15 protein-coding genes are annotated in these 19,120 nt (G+C 70.7%); 3 read left to right on the plus strand and 12 right to left on the minus strand.

Annotation, left to right across the window (positions count from 1 at the left end; genetic code table 11):
- Positions 1-104: 104 nt before the first annotated feature.
- From K318_RS0103790 to ykgO, 5 genes are all read right to left on the minus strand, one after another.
- On the minus strand, positions 105-464 hold the full coding sequence (locus K318_RS0103790) for a nuclear transport factor 2 family protein (protein ID WP_029088496.1): 360 nt from the start codon (positions 462-464) through the stop codon (positions 105-107).
- 237 nt (positions 465-701) lie between these two features.
- Positions 702-1,967 (minus strand): acyl-CoA dehydrogenase family protein, encoded by a 1,266-nt coding sequence (locus tag K318_RS0103795; protein WP_029088497.1) that lies wholly within the window; start codon positions 1,965-1,967, stop codon positions 702-704.
- 118 nt (positions 1,968-2,085) lie between these two features.
- Entirely contained in the window at positions 2,086-3,510 is a 1,425-nt protein-coding gene (locus K318_RS0103800; RefSeq protein ID WP_029088498.1) for a beta-ketoacyl-[acyl-carrier-protein] synthase family protein, read from the minus strand.
- A gap of 292 nt (positions 3,511-3,802) precedes the next feature.
- A complete protein-coding gene (locus tag K318_RS25445) occupies positions 3,803-5,680 on the minus strand; it encodes an AMP-binding protein (protein WP_029088499.1) in 1,878 nt (625 codons plus the stop codon).
- An 85-nt stretch (positions 5,681-5,765) separates the two neighbouring features.
- Complete coding sequence (ykgO, locus tag K318_RS0103810; RefSeq protein ID WP_029088500.1) at positions 5,766-5,888, minus strand: type B 50S ribosomal protein L36; 123 nt, start codon at positions 5,886-5,888, stop codon at positions 5,766-5,768.
- A 65-nt stretch (positions 5,889-5,953) separates the two neighbouring features.
- Between ykgO and K318_RS0103815 the strand changes: the two genes are divergently transcribed.
- From K318_RS0103815 to K318_RS0103825, 3 genes are all read left to right on the plus strand, one after another.
- Positions 5,954-7,033, plus strand: a complete 1,080-nt coding sequence (locus K318_RS0103815) for a GTP-binding protein (protein WP_051297461.1) — start codon at positions 5,954-5,956, stop codon at positions 7,031-7,033.
- Between the two features lie 260 nt (positions 7,034-7,293).
- Positions 7,294-7,671, plus strand: coding sequence for an ArsR/SmtB family transcription factor (locus K318_RS19200; RefSeq protein WP_051297464.1), 378 nt, complete (start codon positions 7,294-7,296; stop codon positions 7,669-7,671).
- Complete coding sequence (locus tag K318_RS0103825; RefSeq protein WP_029088502.1) at positions 7,668-8,147, plus strand: SRPBCC family protein; 480 nt, start codon at positions 7,668-7,670, stop codon at positions 8,145-8,147. Before K318_RS19200 ends, K318_RS0103825 begins: the two co-directional genes overlap by 4 nt.
- Before the next feature lie 45 nt (positions 8,148-8,192).
- Here the strand turns inward: K318_RS0103825 and K318_RS19205 are convergent, their stop codons facing one another.
- From K318_RS19205 to K318_RS0103860, 7 genes are read right to left on the minus strand one after another with little or no spacing between them, the layout of a single operon-like run.
- The gene (locus tag K318_RS19205) at positions 8,193-9,086 is read right to left on the minus strand and encodes a lytic transglycosylase domain-containing protein (protein WP_051297465.1); all 894 of its coding nucleotides are present in this window, start codon (positions 9,084-9,086) and stop codon (positions 8,193-8,195) included.
- A complete protein-coding gene (locus tag K318_RS0103835) occupies positions 9,083-11,764 on the minus strand; it encodes a choice-of-anchor M domain-containing protein (protein WP_029088503.1) in 2,682 nt (893 codons plus the stop codon). The genes K318_RS19205 and K318_RS0103835 overlap by 4 nt, the downstream gene beginning before the upstream one ends.
- Positions 11,761-12,939 carry an anchored repeat-type ABC transporter permease subunit gene (locus K318_RS19210; protein WP_084499598.1) on the minus strand — a complete coding sequence of 393 codons (1,179 nt, stop codon included), beginning with the start codon at positions 12,937-12,939 and terminating at the stop codon, positions 11,761-11,763. The genes K318_RS0103835 and K318_RS19210 overlap by 4 nt, the downstream gene beginning before the upstream one ends.
- Positions 12,936-13,688, minus strand: coding sequence for an anchored repeat-type ABC transporter ATP-binding subunit (locus K318_RS0103845; RefSeq protein ID WP_029088504.1), 753 nt, complete (start codon positions 13,686-13,688; stop codon positions 12,936-12,938). Before K318_RS0103845 ends, K318_RS19210 begins: the two co-directional genes overlap by 4 nt.
- Positions 13,685-14,863, minus strand: coding sequence for a choice-of-anchor M domain-containing protein (locus tag K318_RS19215; protein WP_051297467.1), 1,179 nt, complete (start codon positions 14,861-14,863; stop codon positions 13,685-13,687). Before K318_RS19215 ends, K318_RS0103845 begins: the two co-directional genes overlap by 4 nt.
- A complete protein-coding gene (locus tag K318_RS0103855; RefSeq protein ID WP_084499599.1) occupies positions 14,860-16,449 on the minus strand; it encodes an anchored repeat ABC transporter, substrate-binding protein in 1,590 nt (529 codons plus the stop codon). Before K318_RS0103855 ends, K318_RS19215 begins: the two co-directional genes overlap by 4 nt.
- Positions 16,439-18,841, minus strand: a complete 2,403-nt coding sequence (locus tag K318_RS0103860; protein WP_084499601.1) for a choice-of-anchor M domain-containing protein — start codon at positions 18,839-18,841, stop codon at positions 16,439-16,441. The genes K318_RS0103855 and K318_RS0103860 overlap by 11 nt, the downstream gene beginning before the upstream one ends.
- Positions 18,842-19,120: the final 279 nt, after the last annotated feature.

A 19,120-nucleotide genomic window follows, 5' to 3' on the forward strand; every position in this document is an offset into this window, starting at 1 on the left:
CAGCGCCCCTGATCCGCGCGCTCCCGCCGCCGGCATCTTCCGGACACCCCCGCCGAGGCGCACTCAGGCACCGAGGAGCGCCTCACCTCGTCTCCGCGCGCGGTTCAGGCGTCCGCCGAGCCCTCGCGGAAGACCTTCGCGCGGGCGATGCGCCCCTCGACGAGATCGAACACGGCGATGAGTGCGGCGCGCTTCGCCACGCCCCGGTTGGTCCACGTCTCCGTCATCTCGGCTGCGACCACATCGCCGCCGTCGATCACCCGCACCACCCTGAGCTCGGGCAGGAGAGCGCCCATCGCCTGCGTGAAGAACTCGCGCAGACCGCCCTCCGGAACCGTGTGATCGCCGGTGATCCAGGTCGCGTCGTCGGTGAAGTCCGCCAGCAGCGCATCGACGTCCTTCGCGTTGAAGGCGGCGACGTGACGGCGGACGAGGTCCTCGGCCGCACTCCGAGCGTCCGTCATGCGCACCTCCTCAGTACAGCTGCCCTCCATCCATTGTCGCCGCGACCGGGCTCGGGCACCAGACCGCATCCGGACACCCGCTGCGCCAGAACTCAGCGGATCAGGCCCTGCGGATTGCGCTCTGCGAATCGAGTCATGCGGATTGGGGAACGGGCGCCCGATTCCGCTGCGCGCCTTATGCCGCAGCGCACGCGCGGAGGGTCAGCTATGCCCTCGCACACCGGTCCCAGCCGAAGTTCACCCGTCCAGCAGCGCGGCCGCGTACATAGGGCGGGCGGCGTCCTCGCTGGGCGGATGGAACAGGCTCGCCGTGGCATCGCGGAAGAGCCGGCTGAGCTCATGGGCGTTCCCGAACCCGCGGCCGCTCGTGCACATGAGCGCGGCCTCGGCGCACTCCCGCGCCGCGCGCGAGGCATTGATCCGCGCGCTCACGAGCCGCAGCGGCCACCCCTTCCCGTGGTCCACCAGCTCGTCGAACTCACGCGTGTAGGCCTCCAGCTGGGCCGGCACCGCCATGTACGCCATGTGCGCGTCCGCGAGCCGCGCCCGCGATTCCGGCACCTCCGCGTACGTGATGCCGCGCTTGGCAGAGGTCCGCGCGTGCAGGCCCTCGGCGCCCAGTTCCAGCGCCTGTCTCGCCACGCCCGTGTACACCGCGGCCACGAGGATCTGGAAGCAGCTCGTGATCGCGAAGGTGAGCAGGTCCGGGACCGGCCCCGGCTCGATGCGCCGCGCCACCTGTGCCGCAGGCATGTGCGCCCGCTCGAGGATCGTCGCCCGGCTCTGCGAGGCGCGCATGCCCAGCACGTCCCAGTCGGAGGAGACGGTGATGCCGGGCACCGCCGCCGAGGCCGCCTCGGCGATGGAGGTCACTCCCCGTGCTCCCGCCTCACCCCTGGCCTGGGCATACTGCGCCCGCGCCTGAGCCGCCGTCCGGTGGAGGAACCCGTAGACGAGCTGGGGCGCCTCGGGGTCCGTCGCGGTGTCGAGGCCGTGCACGATCAGCCGGGTCCACACCGGCGAGAGCGAGGTGAAGATCTTCACGCCGCTGAGCCGGTACCCGCCCTCGCCGTCCGGCTCGGCCCGCGTGTGCGAGCCCTGCAGCACCCAGTCGTTGGAGGGCTCGCTGATGCCGAAGGCGAAGACCTCGCCGGCCATGATCTCCGCGAACACGTGATCGAGGGAACTGTCCCCGCGGGCAGACATCGCCGCGGCCACGCCGGTGCACACGAAGTGCATGTTGACGGCGAGCGCCGTTGCCGGAGCCGCCGCCGCGAGCCGCTGCTGGAGGCGGGAGACCTGGTTGAGGCTCAGCCTCGGACCGCCGTGCGCCGCCGGCACGAACAGCGTGAGGTACCCGCGGGCCCGCAGCTCCTCGAAGTCCTCCCAGCAGAACTCGTTCTCCGCGTCGTACACCGCGGCGCGCTCGCGGAAGCGCTCCAGCAGCTCCTCCGGCAGGTACCGCTCCGCGAGCTCCGCGTGCCGCGCCTCTCGATCCGTCATCGTCGTCCTCTCACCCTCGCCGCCCGCGGTCTCGCCGCTCACGCTGCTCTCCAGCTCGTCTGTGCTCGTCCTCTGGGACTTTTCAACGGTGCGGGCACCCTGCATGGTGCCCCCACCGTCAAAAGGTCTCCGATGCCGGGCGAGCCCGGAACAGCACCGCGCCATTGTGCCCGCCGAACCCGAACGAGGTCGAGAGCACCGCGCCCACCTCCTGCGAACGCGCCTGCCCCGTCACGAAGCCCCAGCCGACGAACTCCGGCTCGTCCAGATTGAGGATGGGCGGAAGCAGGCCGCTGACCAGCGAATTCACGGCGATGACCGCCTCCACCACGCCCGAGGCGCCCAGCAGGTGCCCCGTGCTCGACTTCACCGCGCTCAGCGGCACCTCGCGGGCACGCGCGCCCAGTGCGGACTCCAGCGCGCGGAGCTCGGCGGCATCGCCGGCCGGTGTGCCGGTGCCGTGGGCATTGATGTGGTCGACCGCTTCGGGTCCGAGGCCGGCATCCGCCAGGCACTCGCGCACCGCTGCCGCCGCGCCCCGGCCCTCCGGATGCGGGGCGGTGGGGTGGTGGGCGTCGGAGGAGGAGCCGAAGCCGGCGAGCTCCGCCAGGATGCGGGCGCCTCGGGAACGGGCGGACTCCTCGGACTCCAGCAGCATCGCAGCAGCTCCCTGGGACATGACGAAGCCGGCGCGGGCGGAGTCGAAGGGGCGGCTGGCGGCGGCGGGATCGTCCTCGAAGCCCGCGGCGAGCGCGCGCATGTTCGCGTTCGAGGCGAGGTTGACCGCGCCGAGACAGTCCTCCATCCCGACCACGAGCACAGCATCGGCGTAGCCGTGGCGGATGCGGCGCAGGCCCTCGCCCAAGCCGATCGCACCGGATGCGCACGTGGCCGACACGCCCTGGGCCGCTCCGAGGATGCCGTGGCGCTGGCTGAGCAGGGCGGCGGCGGAATCGGGGGCGCCGTGGATCGCAAGCGTGAGGGGGACCGCGCGGGGACCGCCCTCGTCGAGCGCGCGGGTCGCGGCCTGCATCGCGTCCACGGGGCCGGAGCCGGTGGCGGCGATGACGGCGATGCGCTGCGGGCCCCAGGGGAGAGGCACGGGGACGGAGAGCGGGTCTGCAGGCGGGTTCCCGGTCCTGGGGGCGGAGCCTGCCTCCGCCTCGGCGTGGGCTGCGGTCCCATCCGGCGGAGTGGCCTCAGCACCGGTCTCGGGTGCGACCGCGGTGCCCGGCTGATTCGCAGGCTCCGCAGAACCCGCCGCCGAGGCGCACGCCTGTGCCAGCGCTTCGTCCGCCGCCGCAATCGCCCAGTGCTGCACGGGACTGAGCCTGCGCGCGAGGGAGCGCGGGAGATGGGCGGAGGCGTCGAAGTCCCGCACCTGGCCGCCGATCCGCACCGCGAGGTCCGCATACTGTTCGCCCTCGAGCACCCGGATCGCGCTGCGGCCCGCGGCCACCGCGTCCCACAGCTGCGCTGCGCTGTTCCCGCTGGGGGTCACCGCGCCCATGCCGGTGACGACCACCCGTCGCCTGTCGCTCATCCGTTCCTCCCGCGCCGTCACACGTGCCTGCCGCTGCGTCTCCTACGGTAGGCGAGGGCGAGCGCATGCGCGCTCCTGGGGCTCAGCACGCAGAGAGTGCCTACGTGTGGCTGGCGGCGGCGCCACGTATGTGATTCATGCGCCTGCACCGCGCTGAACACGCGGAACCTGCATACGTGGAGCCGAGGCGCAGCGCCACGTATGTGCATAATGCGCCCCTGCCAGGCTGAACACGCAGAAAGTGCATACGTGGAGCTGGGGTGAAGGCTTCGCAGAGGCGGTCGTCGCAGCTTCACAGCCGCACCGCCGCGCCCTCCTGCACCAGGTTCGCCGTCGCCGGGCGCCTGATCTTCTGTCCCACCGTGCGGGGCAGGCGGTTCACGACATACCAGCGCCGCGGCACGAACTGCGGTGCAAGATGCGCATGCGCACGTTCCCGCAGCACAGACTTGCTCGGCACGGCGGAGATAAGCCTCGCGTCCGCGCGCTCCGCATCACCGCCGTTGCCGGCAGAACCGGTCTCGCCAGCAGAACCGGCCTCATCGACAGAGCCTCCCGCGTCGACTGAGTGCGCTTCACCCGCACCAGCGGGGGCATCGCCATCCGCGTCCGCAGCCGCACCGCCGGCCTCGGCGGGCTCGATCACCAGTGCGACGACGGTCCCCAGCGCGGCATCCGGCAGCGCCACCGCGCACACCGCTCCCAGCCCGGACATGCCGTCGAAGGCGCGCTCGACCTCGGGCAGAGCGACCTTGTGCCCGCCGGTCACGGCGATATCGCCCTTGCGTCCCACGAGCTGCAGCCGCGGGCGAGCCTCCGGAGAGGCAGCACCCTCGCCGGAGGCTTCAGCAGCCCTCGCGCCGGAACCTGCGGCGGCACCGGCCACGGCCTCGGTGGCGGTATGGTCTGCAGCGAGCTGATCCGGACCGGTCTGCTCCGACCCGGTTTGCTCCGGAACGGCGGGCACCAGCCTGCCCTGGTCGTGGACGGTGGCCCAGCCGTCCGCACCGCGCAGCACCTCGGCAGTGGTTCCGGCGAGATAGCCGTCCGAGCACGCCTCCGCCCAGATCCACAGCGTGCCGAGGTCCCCGTCCGGCACCGGGTTCCCGGCATCGTCGCAGATCCTCGCCTCGATGCCGTCGTAGAGGCCGATGAGCGTGCCGTCCCCGTCGCGGCTGTCCCCGATGAAGCCGATCTCGGCGGCACCGTAGTAGCTGATGAGCCGGACGCCGGGAAGCGCCTCCGCGAGACCCGCTCGGATGGACTCCGGCAGGTTCGCGCCCCCGGTGACCACGAGTTCGAGGGACGCGAACCGCGCAGGATCCCTGCGCGCTGCCGCCGCCAGACCCTGCGCCACAGCGGGAACCGCGACCACGCGGGTGATGCCCTCGGCCTCGATGCGGCGCCCGGCGGCGATCGCATCGAACTGATCCGCCATGTGCGCGCTGCCGCCGGTCGCCATGCACTCGATGAGCGCATAGAGGGTGAGGCTGTACGACACGGGTCCGGGGGCCAGCGTCGCCACTCCGGCGAAGGGCTCGAGGTAAGCGCTGGAGACCGCGACGTTCGCGCGGTACTGCGCACGCGTCTTGAGGAACGCCTTCGGATCGCTCGTGGTGCCGGAGGAGAAGAGCATGAGGAAGGGCTCCTCCCCGTCGCGCACCGCCGGCATCGGCGCGGGGTCAGGGACAGTGCCGCCGCCAAGGCCGGAGCCGGCACCGCCGTCCGCCGCACGTGCCTCGAGCTCCCGGAAGTCCTGCAGAGAGATGACCGTGCCGGTCCACCCCCGTTCGGCGAGCGCGTCCGCGAGATCGGCGGAATCACTGATCACGAGGCCGATCCCGGTGGACAGCACGACACCCACCCGGTGGTCGAGCGGCCAGCGCGGGTCGATCGTCGCGGACACCGCGCGGAACCCGGCCAGCCCCGCGATGATCCGCGAGGTGTGGAACGCCGATTCGATGCTGACCGCCGTGATCGGGATGCCGCGGGTCTCCGGGGCGGGCTCCGGCGGGGAGTGCTGCGCGCGGTGCAGGGAGTCGGCGGCGGCGAACATCCGGCGCGAGTCCTCGACGAGCTCGGCATAGGTGAGGCGCCCGCCCTCCCCCGCGATCGCGATCCTGTCCGGATGCTGCGCCGCGGTCTCCAGAACGGTCTGCGTGATGGGCACCTTCGAACCTCCCGGTGACAAATGAGCGGACCGCCGAATCCAGCGGCCGCGGCCAGTCTACGGAGAGGAGCAGGGGACAGAGCGCTCAGCCCTGCCGGCCCTTGAAGCGCGGATTGAGCTTGTTGATGACATACGTGCGCCCCCTGCGACGCACCACCTGCGCGCCCGGCTGCTTCTTCAGGGAGCGCAGGGAGTTGCGAACCTTCATCTCGTCCTCCTATATGGAATGATTATCAGCATCGATCACAATAGCACTGCAAGGAGGAGACGCACATGTTCACAGGAGGAGCAGCGGCATTCGGGCGCACGCCGCAGAACACAGACGCAGTTGCCGTGGTGGGCGCCTGCGTGCCCGAACGCCGCGAGTACGCACGCAGACTCGCCGCCGCCCGCAGGCTCACACTGGTTCCCGCCAAGCAGATGGAGGCCCCGTCAGAGGCCCTGTCCACGGCACTCGGCCTCAACGCCTGGCTCCCCGATTCGACAGGCCTGCTCCTGGAGTACCCGACGAAGACACCCGCACGGGACATCGTCGGGGAGCTCACCGATGAGGAGACCGGAACCTCCCTGCGCGAACTGGTCTGCGTCGTGGACGCCGCCCATCTGCTCACAGACCTGTCCTCTCCTGAGCTCATCCCCGTGGACCGCGACGAGGACGACGGCAGCTTCGTCATGGCCCCGCGCGCCGAGCTGATCGTCACGCAGATCGAGTTCGCCTCCACCGTGGTGCTCACCAACTGCCACCGGCTCGGCGCGGATGAGCGGCATTTGCTCCGCGCCCTCGTGAGCCACCTCAGCCCGCAGGCCCGCGTGGAGCAGATCGACAGCACGAGGTCGGCACAGTACCCGACGCATACCGAGCCCTTCCCTCCCGAGGCCTACACGAGGGAGCAGACCCGCCCCGGCTGGATCACCCTCCTCAACGGCGAGTTCGCCCCCGCCCACTCGCACAGCAGGGTCAGCGCGCTCCGCTACGAACAGCCGCGCCCGTTCCATCCGCAGCGCCTGGCAGACCTGCTCGCCACACGCGATTCCCGCAGCAGCGGAGAGCTCCTGCTCCGCTCCGTGGGCTTCTGCCACGTCTGCTCGCGCCCGCACGTCACCGCGCAGTGGAACCAGGTGGGCGACACCCTCTCCCTCGCGCCGGCCGCGATCGACCACCAGCTCACAGCCGAGGACGAACCGCTCGCCTTCGGCCAGGACCTCGCGTTCATCGGGCTCGACCTGGACCCGGAGAGCCTCATCAGGGATCTGGACGCCGCCACGCTCACGGACGCCGAGCTCCTGGCCGGGCCGCAGGTGTGGGCGACGTTCCGCGATCCCTTCCCCGCCTGGCACGGCGTGGGCGGCTGAGGGCGCGGCGGCTCGCCGGCGGCGGGGCCTCAGCGCCAGAGCAGCGACCTCAGCGCCGCGGCCTCAGCGCCGCGGCCTCAGGACGCGATCTGGGAGGTTTGTTCCTTCCAGGCAGGTACCTACCTGCCTGGAAGGAACAAACCTCCCAGACCTCAGAACCCACAGGCGAATCACCCCTTGACACAGCACCCGCATGCTTCATACTTAAGGCATAGCCTAATTAAGGAGATGGTTCATCAGTGGCGAAGGATCCATTGAGCATGGTGTTCGCCGCACTCGCAGATCCCACCCGCAGGCAGATCCTCACGCGCCTGTCGCAGGGGCCGGCCACGGTCGGCGAGATCTCGGAGCCGTTCGAGATGAGCGCGCCGGCGATCTCCCAGCACCTCAAGGTCCTCGAACGCGCAGGCCTGGTGATCCGCACGGCGAACGCGCAGTGGCGCACGCTCTCGCTGCAGGCCGAACCCCTCGACGAGGCCTCGGCCTGGGTCGAGAGGCACCGCCGCGAATGGGGCGAGCGCTTCGACGCACTCGATGCGCACCTGAAGACCATGCAGGCAGGCAAGCCGGAGAAACCGGAGAAGTCAGAAGCATCCAGGGCGAGGAAGCCCCGCACATCCCAGGAGGAATCACCGTGAGCACGCACACGGGCGCCTCGGCGCCCAGCACCGCACCCGAATTCACGATCGCCCGCACCTTCGACGCACCGCGCGACCTCGTCTGGCGCGCATGGACGGAGGTGGAGCACCTCGCCGGCTGGCTCCACCCCTTCGGGGTCACGACGGACTCGATCTCCTTCGACGTCCGCGAGGGCGGGCTGTACCGCTACACCATGACCAACGAGGAGACCGGCGAGCAGTACCCCACCGGCGGCGTCTTCCTCGAGGTCGCACCCCAGGAGCGCCTCGTCTTCACCTGGGGCAGCCCGGACGACAGCGCGGAGGAGGCCGCCTCCGTCATCACGCTCACCTTCACCGAGGACGGCGAGCGGACGGAGATGGTCTTCCACCAGCGCGGATTCGCAGGCGCGCCCGGTGACGGATACGTCTACGACGGCTGGGACGAGGCGCTGAACAACCTCGCCGCGCATCTCGGGAACCAGCCGGTCCGCTGAGAGCGCACCGCCCACACCCCTCCAGCGCTCCGTAGGGCGGCCGCCCTACGGAGCGCTGCCGTCCCGGTCGCCGCTCTCCGCATCGTCGTCCGCCGCGTCGTCGTCCTCCGCGACATCGGGCCCTGCCGATTCGCCGTCCTCCATCTCCGCCATGCTCTCCGCCACGGCAGTCGCACGTTCGGCCACGAGGGCCACGTACTCGTCCGAGGGGTTGTAGGCGAGGATCGCCTCGACCCACTGGCCCTCATCGGAGAGATCGCGCTTGCCGGAGCACAGATACGAGGCTGCGGTCGCCGAGGCATCGTCGATGTGGTTCGGATCGGCCTCCCCGTCACCGTTGCCGTCCACCGCGAAGTCCTCCCAGGTCGAGGGGATGAACTGCATGGGCCCCACCGCCCTGTCGAACTCGGCGTCCCCGTCGTACTTCCCATCGTCCGTGTCGGCGATCCGGGCGGTCTCCAGCCCATTGAGCTGGGCGCCGATGATCTTGCCCTCCAGCTGGCCGTCCTCGCCCACCTCCGCGTCTCCGTATCGCCCGTGATCGGATTCGACGGACCCGATGCCCGCCAGCGTGTTCCACGGCAGGCTGCACTCCTCATGCCGCTGTGCGGACCAGACCGATGCCCCGATGTAGGCGCGCAGCACGCGCGGGGGGATGTCCGTGCGCTCGGCGGCCTCCTCCAGCCATGCGGAGTCCAGGTCCACCGCGATGTCCCCGGCCGCGGCTCCCCCTGCCCCTGCCTGGGGCTCCGGCATCACCGGAGGGGGAACCTCCTGCTCGCTCCGCTGCTCCTGCAGGCGTGCCTGCGCCGCCTCCAGGCTCCGATCGCGGTCCATGAGGTGCACTGCGAACAGGGCCGAGGACGCGAGCAGGAGGAGCGCGAGGACAGACCCGAAGAAGACCACCCAGCCCCGGTGCCGCCGGATCAGGCCCCTCATGGGAACACCCGGTCCTCAGCGGCCTCGCCCGCCGCACCGCTCAGCCCGGACACGCTCCCGCTCCGCGCGGTCGCCCCGGCCAGCAGCAGCCCATCGCCCGAGGCGCCGGCACCCTCCCGCTTCCGGCCTCCCCGCGCGATCCGCACCACTGCGACGCCCAGCACCAGCGAGGCTGCGAGCCCGGTGCCCACCGCCACCCACTGCCATGCGGGCACGCCGCCGCCGAGGAACGGCAGCGGTCCGGGCCCCTCGCCCTCGGCCGCCGACTGCGGGAAGGCCCCGGTGAACAGGGAGTCCTCGCATTCGGCCAGAAAGCTCTGCAGCAGCGGATTGCCGCTGGTGGCCGAGCCCACCTCGCCCACGGCGAAGCGCAGCGGAACCAGCGCCTCGGCGGGTTCGCCCGCGCCCGGCACATCGACGGTGAAGCGCGACCAGATCAGGTAGTAGCCCGGCTCCGTGAACGCCCAGCTGCCGAATCCCGACTCCCCGCCCCCGAACTCCGCGGGCACATCCGCCGACAGCAGCACCGACTGCTCCCCCAGCGCGTTCGAGCCGAGGACCGCGAACTCACCGGGCCCCTCCACACTGTCCACCGACCAGGTCACCTGCGCATCCTCCGGAACGGAGTCGAAGGACCAGCCCAGCCACGGCACTCCGTCCTGCGGGGCGGCCTCGGTCCGGTAGACGGTGGCGCCGTCCGGCGCGAATTCGCCCATCCCGTCGCCGTGCACCGTCTGCCGGGCCTCCTCGGACACAGCCACCGTCACCAGCTCCGGATCACGGGAGACCGGCTCCTCCGCGCGCGAATCCTGCCACGCCGCGGCATCGGCCCCGGCTGCGAGGATCGCGGTGCCCGAGCGGATCTGCACGTCCTGATCCGCTTCCGCGGGCCGGCACAGCGAGGCCACAGGCGGCAGCGCGAGCGCGTCCTCCTCGTCCTGCGGGTCCTCACCCGGCGGCAGCATGCCCGTGTCACCGCGATCGGGTGCGAGGCCACCGCCGCCCTCGCCCGGCGTCTTGCCGTTGGCGCCCCCATCACCGCTGCCGCCTGTAGGCTCATCGCCTTCGCCGTCGCCGCTCCCATCGTCGCCGCCGTCATCATCGCGGCCCTCGGGCAGGGGGATGTCCGGGATGTCCTCGCCGGGTTCGGCACACGGCTCCACCTCGGCGGAGTCGTTCCCCGAGGCGAAGGTGAGCCGGGTGGTGGACACCGCCGTCTCCTCACCGTGCCGGGTGTGCACCGTGAGGTCGATGCAGTAGCGGCCTGCGGTCTCGAAGTTCCAGGCGGTGGCCGATTCCCTGCCCGGCGCCGCCCGCTCCAGCGCGACCACGCGGTCATTGTCCCGTCCCTGCGGCGGGAGGAGGAGGTCATGGGGCGAGCGCGGGTCCGTCGCGGAGCGGTACTGAGCCGTACCCGGCCCGGAGTGCATGCGCATGAGGACGGTCACCCTCCCCGGCTCCCCCGGCCCGCTGAGGTCGAGGCCCGCGTCGATCCGGGTCTGGGGCACGTACCAGCGTCCGTTCGCCTCGCTGCGCCGGTGCGCGGACCAGATCACCTGACTCGCCTCATGGCGTGCGCCTGAGCCCTCCACCAGATCCGCCGAGGTGCGCGCCAGTTCCGCTGTGACCTCGTCCTCACCGGGCCTGATGCGGGCGCGGCCCTCCTCCACGGTCACGGGAGCGGTGTCCGCCTCGTCCGGCGAATCCGCGCGGTCGAGCTCATCGCCGCACTCCGGCCGCGGCGCGCCGGAGCCCACATGGACTCGCAGCTCCACGGAATCGCGCCGGATCCGCGTGCCTTCGGCGGTGCGGGCGGGCATGGCAGAGGAGAACCCGAGGTCCAGGCAGTAGGTGCCCGGCTCCGTGAACGCCCAGTCGAGATCGACCGTGCCGCCGGGGCGCAGCTGAAGGGAGGAGGGCCCTGGGTGACGGGAGTCCAGGTCGGCTCCCACTGCGCCCTCGCGCACTCCTGCGCCGGCGGCGACCACACCACCGGCCGGACCGTGCGCGGATTCGAGGAACATGTCCAGCGGCCCCAGTTCATTGGCGAAGCCCGAGGCGTCCACCCGCAGCCGTGCGGTGTGAGCCTGGTCCCCGGGCAGGGCGAGCGAGGCGTCGACGTCCTCGGGCTCCGCCGAACCGCGGAGCACCTCGCCGTGCCCGGGGTCCGCCTCGTCCGGATCATCGCTCTCGTCCGGGTCATGCGTGGGCTCCGGCCCTTCTGAAGGCTCTCCCGTAGGCTCGGGCGCCTCCGAGGGCTCAGGCTCCTCCGTAGGCGCAGGCTCCTCCGTCGGTTCTGGCCCCTCCGATGGCCCCTCCGTAGGTTCTGGCTCCTCTCCGTCTTCGCCCTCCGGCAAGATCAGCTGCGCACGCAGAGGTGCGGTGACCTCGATGCGGGCAGTCTCCGCCTCGGAGCCTTCGGCCGTGCGCGCCACCGCCGAGGCGCCCGGATCCGCTGTCGCCGCAGCAGGCGGCGCACCATCGGACGGCACACCCGCCGCCGGCACCGCATCCGCCGCCGGCACCGCATCCGCCGGTGTGACCGTCCCCGGTACCGCCCGAGCAGGCTCACCCGCCGCCGGCGCCGCCTGGACCGGCGGGACCGCCGCCGGAGCACCGGCGAGCAGCAGCGGCAGGAGGAGCGCCGTCGTGGCCAGAGGCCCCGGGCGTGTCCTCATGTGCTCTCTTCCTCGGCGGGACCGGAAGGGGCGGCAGGCCGCACGAAAGGCGCGGAGCGCGCTGCACCGGCGCCCGCGGACTCAGGTGCAGCAGGACCGCCGGAGCCCCCTTCGGAGCGCGGAAGCTCGGACCGACCGCCCTCGCCCCCATCGGAACGGTCGCCCTCGCCCCCGTCCGCAGCCTCGCCGTCTGCGCCGTCCACGTGTGCGAAGACGGCATCGACGAGGTCCCTCGTGTCATCAGATGCGGCCGGGACGGAATGCGGCCACTCCTGCTCGGCGGCCTCGGACACCGCGGCCTGCGCACCCGCCGCCCTCGACCCGCGGCGCATGAGCCGCCTGGCCAGCATCCCGTGCTTGGGTCCCAGCACCCAGCAGACCAGGAAGAACGCGGTGAGCACCAGGACGATGGTGCCGCCCACGGGCAGATCGAGCGCCCAGGAGACATAGAGGCCCACGAAGGCGCCCACCGCTCCGATCACGGGCGAGAGCAGCATCATCACGATGAGCCGGTCCGTGAGGAAGCGCGCGGTGGCCGCGGGGGTGATGAGCAGTGCGAGGACGAGGATGTTGCCGATGGTCTGCACCGAGACCACCACGGCGATCGTCACCAGCATGTACAGGAGGATGTCCAGCCAGAACACGGGCAGTCCGATGGCCTTGGACATGTCGCGGTCCAGGCTCACGGCCACGAGCTCCTTGTGGAAGAGGAACAGGATGACCACGAGCGCAGCGCCGGTGATGCCCACGACGTACATATCGGAGTCCGGGATGCCGGTGATCGAGCCGAACAGGAAGTCCGAGAGCGAACCCGCATAGCCCGGTGCGAAGCTGATGACGACGATGCCGAGGGCGAACGCGGCCACGAAGAAGACGCCGATGATGCTGTCCTCCTTGAGCCTGCGGTTCTGCGAGAAGATCGCCACCAGCAGCGCGGTGGTGATGCCGGCGGCCGCACCGCCCAGCACCAGGTTCGCCTGGAACACGAAGGCGAAGGCCAGCCCCGGGAACACCGCATGGGAGACCGCATCACCGATGAACGCCATGCCGCGCAGCACCACGTACGTGCCCACCAGGCCGCAGATGACAGCCGCCATGACGGCCATGAACAGGGCCTTGGGCAGGAAGGTGAGGAGGGGATTGGTGAGGTCGCCCAGGAACTCGACGAAGGTCATGCCGCCACCGCCCCCACTCCCGCCAGCAGGGGCGAGTTGTCCGAGACCTGAAAGGTGTCCATCCACAGCGAGCGCCGGCGCAGGTCCGCAGGTGTGCCCGTTGCCGTCACGGTGCGGTTGAGCATGAGCAGCCGATCGCAGGTGTGCATGGCGTGCGGGAGGTCGTGCGTGCTCATGAGGATGGTGCGGCCCTCCCGCGCCAGCTGTGTGAACAGCTCCGTGAGCAGTTCCTGCGAGGGCATGTCCAGGCCCGTGAAGGGCTCGTCGAGCAGGAGCAGGGCGGATTCCAGCGCGAGGGCCCGGGCCACCAGCACCCGCTGCTTCTGCCCGCCGGAGAGCTCGGCCACCGGCCGCTTGCGCAGATCCAGCAGGCGCACCCGCTCGAGTGCGGCGTTGACCGCGCGGTAGTCGGCCAGGGCCGGCCTGCGCAGCCAGCCGATGCGCCGGTACCGGCCCGTCATCACCGCGTCCTCGATGCTGATCGGGAAGTCCCAGACGAACTCGTGGCGCTGCGGGACATAGCCCAGCCTGCCCCGCGAGGCCCGGGCCGTGGCCCCGCCGATGTCGATGGTGCCGCTCCGCGGGCGGATGAGCCCCAGGAGGGTGCGCAGCAGGGTGGTCTTGCCCGCACCGTTGGGACCGATGAGTCCCACCAGCTCGCCGGCCTCCAGCCCGAAGTTCACGTCACGGAGGACTTCCCTGCCGCCCAGCGAGACGGTGACGCCGTGGACGTCGATGATGAGGCTCATGAGCCCTTCCCTCCTGTCTCAGCGGACGGACCTGCGCTGCCGCGGGAGCCCGTGCCCCTGCCGCTTCCGGAACCCGCGCCCGAGGCGCCGGCCAGCTCCCGCTCCGCCCGCGCCTTGGCCCGGCGCGAGGAGGAGAGCGCGAACACCGCCCCCACGATGAGCGCGAGGACGAGCACCCCTATCGCCCCGTAGAGCACGTACATGAGGGGCGAGGAGTCCGATGCCTCGGCGGCCGGGTCCGCTCCCTCCTCGACACCTCCGCCCTGCTCGGCAGCGTCTCCGCCGCCGTCACCGGACTCGGGAGCCCGGTAGTCCTGCCCGAAGGCCTCCTGCGGGTCCGTCTCCGTGCCCACCGCGATGCGCAGCGTCTGACGGTCCTCGATGACGGATCCGTCCGCGCCCTCCGCGGAGAAGCCCAGGTCGAAGAGGTAGATGCCCGGTTCCGTGAAGACCCAGTTGGCATGGGTGTGCGTGAGCGGCTCCACCCAGATCGACTGTTCACCCTCCTGCGTGGACTGCCAGTAGACATCGGGATCGCCGAAGGCCCCGTCCTGCAGGTAGAGCGTGAAATCGCCGGGGCCGTCCACGCCGTGGAAGGTCAGATCGATGCCGGAGTCCGAGGCTCCCGCGAAGCCGGGGTACTGGGTGTTCCAGCCCAGCCAGGGCACGCCGGGCTCCTCCACCTGCGGGATGAGCCAGACCGCCTCGCCGGGCTCCGCGCCCAGGAACTCGTACATGGGATCGTCCGGGACGGGGATGCGCCCGCCCTCATCGGGGACGTGGAGCACGAGGTCCTCGAGCGTGCGCCAGACCGGCGGGGCCAGCGTGTCATCGCGACCGGCCAGCTGCATATCGTCCCCGCTCTCGCCGAACGGCCCGATGTCCACGTGCCCGGCATCGATGACGGTCTGGCCGGAGCCCAGCTCCTCGCCCGCATCGACGTCCTGGTCCAGCGCCGGATCGTCGAGGGTGCCGGCGGCGGCAGGCGGAGGTCCCCACGGCGCGCCGGGCCCCGCAGCGTCCGAGGTCAGCAGCGCGCCCGGCCCGCCCGTCACGGTGCCCGCGGTCAGGAGGAGGGCAGCGCCGGCGGACGCGATCCGGGTCCAGCGGCGTCCGGGCAGCATCCGCTGCCGCGCCTCTGCGGCGTGCAGGGAGCGGAGGGCAGGGGAGGTCATGAGAGGCACTCCTTCAGTGAGTTCGCGTTGAAACGCATCATGTCGATGTAAGAGGTGACGTCCTGGTCGAAGGAGTCCCCGTAGATGGTGCAGACCTCGATGCCGGCCTCGCCGGCCACCTCCTCCAGCGTGCTGGAGCGGCTGGCCAGATTGGGTTCGAGGAAGACGGCCGGCACCTGGAGGTTCCGGATGGTGTCGCCCAGCCTGATCCGGTCGTTGACACTGGGCTCCACGGCCGGATTGGGGGTGACGAAGCCCGCGATGCGCATGCCATAGGCCTCACCCAGGTAGCCGAAGGCGTCGTGGGTGGTGACCAGGTGGCGGCGCTCCTCGGGGATGGAGCCGATCGTCTCCCGCATATAGGCGTCCGTCTCCTCGAGTTCTGCGATGTAGTCCTCGGCACGGGCGGCGTACTCCGCCGCGCTGTCCGGGTCCGCCTCCGCCAGCGTGTCGCGGATCACCTCCGCATAGGCGATGGCATTGCGCACGTCGTGCCACAGGTGCGGGTCGATCTCCCCGTGCACGTGCTTGCCCAGCACCGCCTGAGCGAGCAGATAGGTCTGCGTGCCCCTGCGTCCCAGGAAGTGGAACTGAGGGCCCGGGGGGATCTCCTGCCAGGCGTTGTTGGTCACGCCCACCACTGTGGTGTCCGCCTCCATGACGACCTGGGACTGGTCTCCCCCGCCGTCCTCGTCCGCGAAGAGGTACATGCGGCTCTCGTCGAGGTCCGCGGTGAGATCGGCGTGGCCGGAGTCCAAAACGTCCCACTCGCTGAACTCGTCCAGCTGGCGGGGGTCCTGGCCCACCACGAAGGTGAAGGTCTGCTCCGCCACCGTCTGCTCCTCGGCGTCCTCGCGCGGCCGGACGGAGGCCCTGAGGTCGAGGGTGTAGGTGCCGGGTTCGCTGAACGCCCAGCTGAGATGGGTGTGGGCGTTCGCGGGCAGCGAGGCCTGGTCCTCGTCGGGGTCCATCCCGTCCGTGGAGTCGAAGTAGTTCACGGGGCGGCCGAACGCCTCGGTGAGGAATCCGTGGAGGGTCGCGCCCTCCGGGCCGGACCAGTCGGTGGCCTGGATGAGGACCTCGGAAGCGCGGTCGGCTCCGTACTGCGCACCGGTGCCGCGCACCCGCATACCCAGCCAGATGGTGTCGAGGCTGACGTTCTCCACCATCGGGATGGTGGTCGCGTCGTAGCTCTCCGCGGCCTCGGCGAGGCCCACATTGGCGGCTTCCTCGGGCAGGTTGGCATCGAGCGTGCGAATGAGGGCGTGCTCCTCCAGCATCGCGTAATTGGAGAAGGCCACCTCCGCGTGGACGATGTCGCGGACGTCCCGGAGGCCGGGCTCATGGCTGTGCGGGTCCGCGCCCGGCGGCACCAGGGTGGTGAGGTCGATGGACTCCCCACCCACGTGCTCGACGATGTCGCCGATCATCCCGGTGGTCGCGATGACGGGGAGCCCGTCCTCGGCGCTCGGCTCCGCGCTCATGGGAGCGGCGCAGCCGGCGAGGAATGTGAGGGACACCGCCGCGGCGGTGGTCACCCGTGCGGGTGACCACCGCCGCGTGCGGCCCGAGGCATCAGACCTCATCGAGGCCTTCCGTCACCCGGCGCCGGCGTGCGAACCAGAGGGCGAAGCCGCCCACCGCCAGGAGAGCCGCGCCCACGACACCGGCTGCGGTCATGCCGACCGCGCCCGTGCGCGGCAGGGCGCACCTGGGATCGTCGGCAGGCAGCTCACGCGGGCCGCTGCCGGAGCCGCCGGTGGAGGAACCGCCGGAGCCGTTCTGCTCACCGGCCTGCTCCGTGGGCTGCGCCGAGGCGTCCTCACCGGCCTTCTCGTCACTGCCCTCGGCGTCGTCATCGCCCTCGGGCTGGGCGAGCACATCGACGGTGCCGCCGGCGAAGACCTCGCCACCGGCCTGAGCTCCGCCGCCCACCTCGAAGTGGAGCGTGCCGCTGCCCTGTTCCGTGCTGCCGTCGTTGAGCGTCACCGTGAACGTGATGTCCATGGTGTACTCACCGGCCTCGGTGAAGGTCCAGTAGCCGTGCTCGTGCGTCCGCATGGGGATGTCATAGGAGTCTCCGGGCGACTGGAAGACGTGCTTGACGTCGCTGCCGCCGAATCCTCCGGCACCCACGAACACGTTCACCTTGCCCGGGCCGCTCATCGAGTCCAGCGTCATGGTCACGGCGCTCGCACCGTTGATCAGATCCGGGTCCTGGGTGTTCCAGCCCAGCCACGGAACGCCGGACTCCTGCACCTGCCCGATCGTGTAGACCTCGGTGCCCTCGGGGGCGACGAAATCGAATCCCGCGGGCAGCGGCTTCAGGGCGGTCTCGGTCAGCAGGAAGGTCACGTCCTCGGGTGCGCGCCAGGTGGGAGGCGCGTCCCGGTCGTCCTTGATCTGCGCACGGACGGCTCCATCGCGCAGACGCGGACCGAAGTCGAAGTGCCCGTCGTCCACCCGGACGCGCTCTCCCGGCTGAGCCTCGTCCCGCTCGCTGCCCTGGCCGTTGTCGCCGGAGCCGCCGCCCCCGCCGCTGCCGCCATTGCGGTCACCGGAGCCGGAGCCGCCGGACCCAGCGGGGCCTCCGCCGCCCGAGCCGCTGCCGTCAGGGGGCAGGCAGATGTAGTCCGCCGAGGAGTTGCCCTCGCCGCCGCTGCTGCTGCCTCCGCCGGAGTTCCCTCCGCCGGAGCCGCCGCCCATGCCGCCGCCATCGGCACCGCCCTTGGGCTCCTCGTCACCGGGAGCGTCAGAGTCGCCGCCTTCCACATTGATGGTGATGGGAGCGGACTCGATCGTCTGTCCGTCGTTGAGGCTGTAGACCGTCTTGACCTGCAGCTGATCGAACTCCGCGCTCTCGATCTCGAACTCGTAGGTGTCGCTGCCGGCATCCGTCGCGTTCCAGTCGCCGGCACCGTCGCCCTTCTTCAGGGTCTGCCAGCTGTAGTTCCCGCCGCTGGGAGCTTCACCGTCCCATGTGGCCTCGAGGCTGGCGGTGTCGCCGACTTCGTAGGAGTCCTCGACCCCGGCGATGGAGACCTCTGCTTCGTCACCGTCACCGGGCTCAGAGGGATCGTCCGTGGGCCCCCGAGTGGGGTCCTCGCTCGGATCATCGGAGGGATCCTCGCTCGGATCACCCGAGGGGTCATCGCTGGGATCGTCACTCGGGTCGTCGGACGGATCCGAGCCCGGGTTGAGCTCATCCTCGTACTGCTCTATGTCGTCACCCACCACGAAGGCGAACTCGCGCTCGTCCGTGGTCGTGCCGCCACCGGCCAGCGGAACTGAGACGTCGAAGACGAGACGGTAGAGACCCGGCTCGTTGAATGCCCAGTTGGCGTGGACGTGAGCGGCAGGCATCTCCTCATGACTCACGAACTCAGCGTCGGAGGAGGAGAAGACTCGGTCCACCCCGCTCCAGTCGTCCTGCCAGATCTCGACGTTTCCGCCCTCCGGCACCACGGTCTTGGCCTGGTCGAGGGAGAAGGTAATGTCCCCGCTCACCTGGTCGCCGCGGATCGCCTCGGTGTTCCATCCCGCCCACAGAACACCCTGCTTCTGTCGCTGAGGCACGAGCCATTGCTCATGGCCGTGCTCCCGTACGAAATCGAGCTGCTCGGCGTCACTGAATTCGCCGCGGGCGCTGTCCGTGACATGGAAGACCATGTCGTCCGGGTCCTCCTGCACACCCATCGCCTCAGGCCAGTCGACCTTGGAGAACAGAGTCGCCTGATCGTCGTCCAGGCGCACGCTGACGGCATCGGTGTGCTCAGTGGCAGCGATCCGACGCTCACCCAGGTAGTTCCCGGGACTCTCGTTCGAACCCGGGCGCTCTGACGAAACCTGCTGCGAGCCCCCAGGCGGGGCACCCGATGGGCTCACTGCCGCCAGGGCGGCGTGTGGCATTGCTGTGAGAAGCACTGCCGCCGAAACTGCTGCGACTCCCGTGCGGAGTCGCCGCGAGATGGAACTCATCTGAATGTCCCACTTTCATCTGGTAGGCACGGTCCACCTGAGAGGTTATCATTAGTGATAGTCATTTTCATGTAACGTGATGCACGTCAGCCTCGGCGTCACGCGGCTCGACGTCGCACAGCCGCCCCGGGAGCCCATGCGCCACTCATGCGAACGATTCATGCGCACTCGCGCACTTGACCCCCAATCACCGCCGGCTGTAAATTCACTGATTGTTGTAATGATAACCATGATCATTCGCTGTGCTGACAGCGTCTCCTTCAACACGGGGGGAGCCGC

The organism is Brevibacterium album DSM 18261 (assembly GCF_000426445.1).
Taxonomy (GTDB): Bacteria; Actinomycetota; Actinomycetes; order Actinomycetales; family Brevibacteriaceae; genus Brevibacterium; species Brevibacterium album.

What these genes read in the sequence shown, in the direction of transcription:
- K318_RS0103790 (WP_029088496.1), bottom strand. Translation starts at nt 464, where the DNA reads ATGACGGACGCTCGGAGTGCGGCCGAGGACCTCGTCCGCCGTCACGTC.
- K318_RS0103795 (WP_029088497.1), bottom strand. Translation starts at nt 1,967, where the DNA reads ATGACGGATCGAGAGGCGCGGCACGCGGAGCTCGCGGAGCGGTACCTG.
- K318_RS0103800 (WP_029088498.1), bottom strand. Translation starts at nt 3,510, where the DNA reads ATGAGCGACAGGCGACGGGTGGTCGTCACCGGCATGGGCGCGGTGACC.
- ykgO (WP_029088500.1), bottom strand. Translation starts at nt 5,888, where the DNA reads ATGAAGGTTCGCAACTCCCTGCGCTCCCTGAAGAAGCAGCCGGGCGCG.
- K318_RS0103815 (WP_051297461.1), top strand. Translation starts at nt 5,954, where the DNA reads ATGTTCACAGGAGGAGCAGCGGCATTCGGGCGCACGCCGCAGAACACA.
- K318_RS19200 (WP_051297464.1), top strand. Translation starts at nt 7,294, where the DNA reads ATGGTGTTCGCCGCACTCGCAGATCCCACCCGCAGGCAGATCCTCACG.
- K318_RS19205 (WP_051297465.1), bottom strand. Translation starts at nt 9,086, where the DNA reads ATGAGGGGCCTGATCCGGCGGCACCGGGGCTGGGTGGTCTTCTTCGGG.
- K318_RS0103835 (WP_029088503.1), bottom strand. Translation starts at nt 11,764, where the DNA reads ATGAGGACACGCCCGGGGCCTCTGGCCACGACGGCGCTCCTCCTGCCG.
- K318_RS19210 (WP_084499598.1), bottom strand. Translation starts at nt 12,939, where the DNA reads ATGACCTTCGTCGAGTTCCTGGGCGACCTCACCAATCCCCTCCTCACC.
- K318_RS0103845 (WP_029088504.1), bottom strand. Translation starts at nt 13,688, where the DNA reads ATGAGCCTCATCATCGACGTCCACGGCGTCACCGTCTCGCTGGGCGGC.
- K318_RS19215 (WP_051297467.1), bottom strand. Translation starts at nt 14,863, where the DNA reads ATGACCTCCCCTGCCCTCCGCTCCCTGCACGCCGCAGAGGCGCGGCAG.
- K318_RS0103855 (WP_084499599.1), bottom strand. Translation starts at nt 16,449, where the DNA reads ATGAGGTCTGATGCCTCGGGCCGCACGCGGCGGTGGTCACCCGCACGG.
- K318_RS0103860 (WP_084499601.1), bottom strand. Translation starts at nt 18,841, where the DNA reads ATGAGTTCCATCTCGCGGCGACTCCGCACGGGAGTCGCAGCAGTTTCG.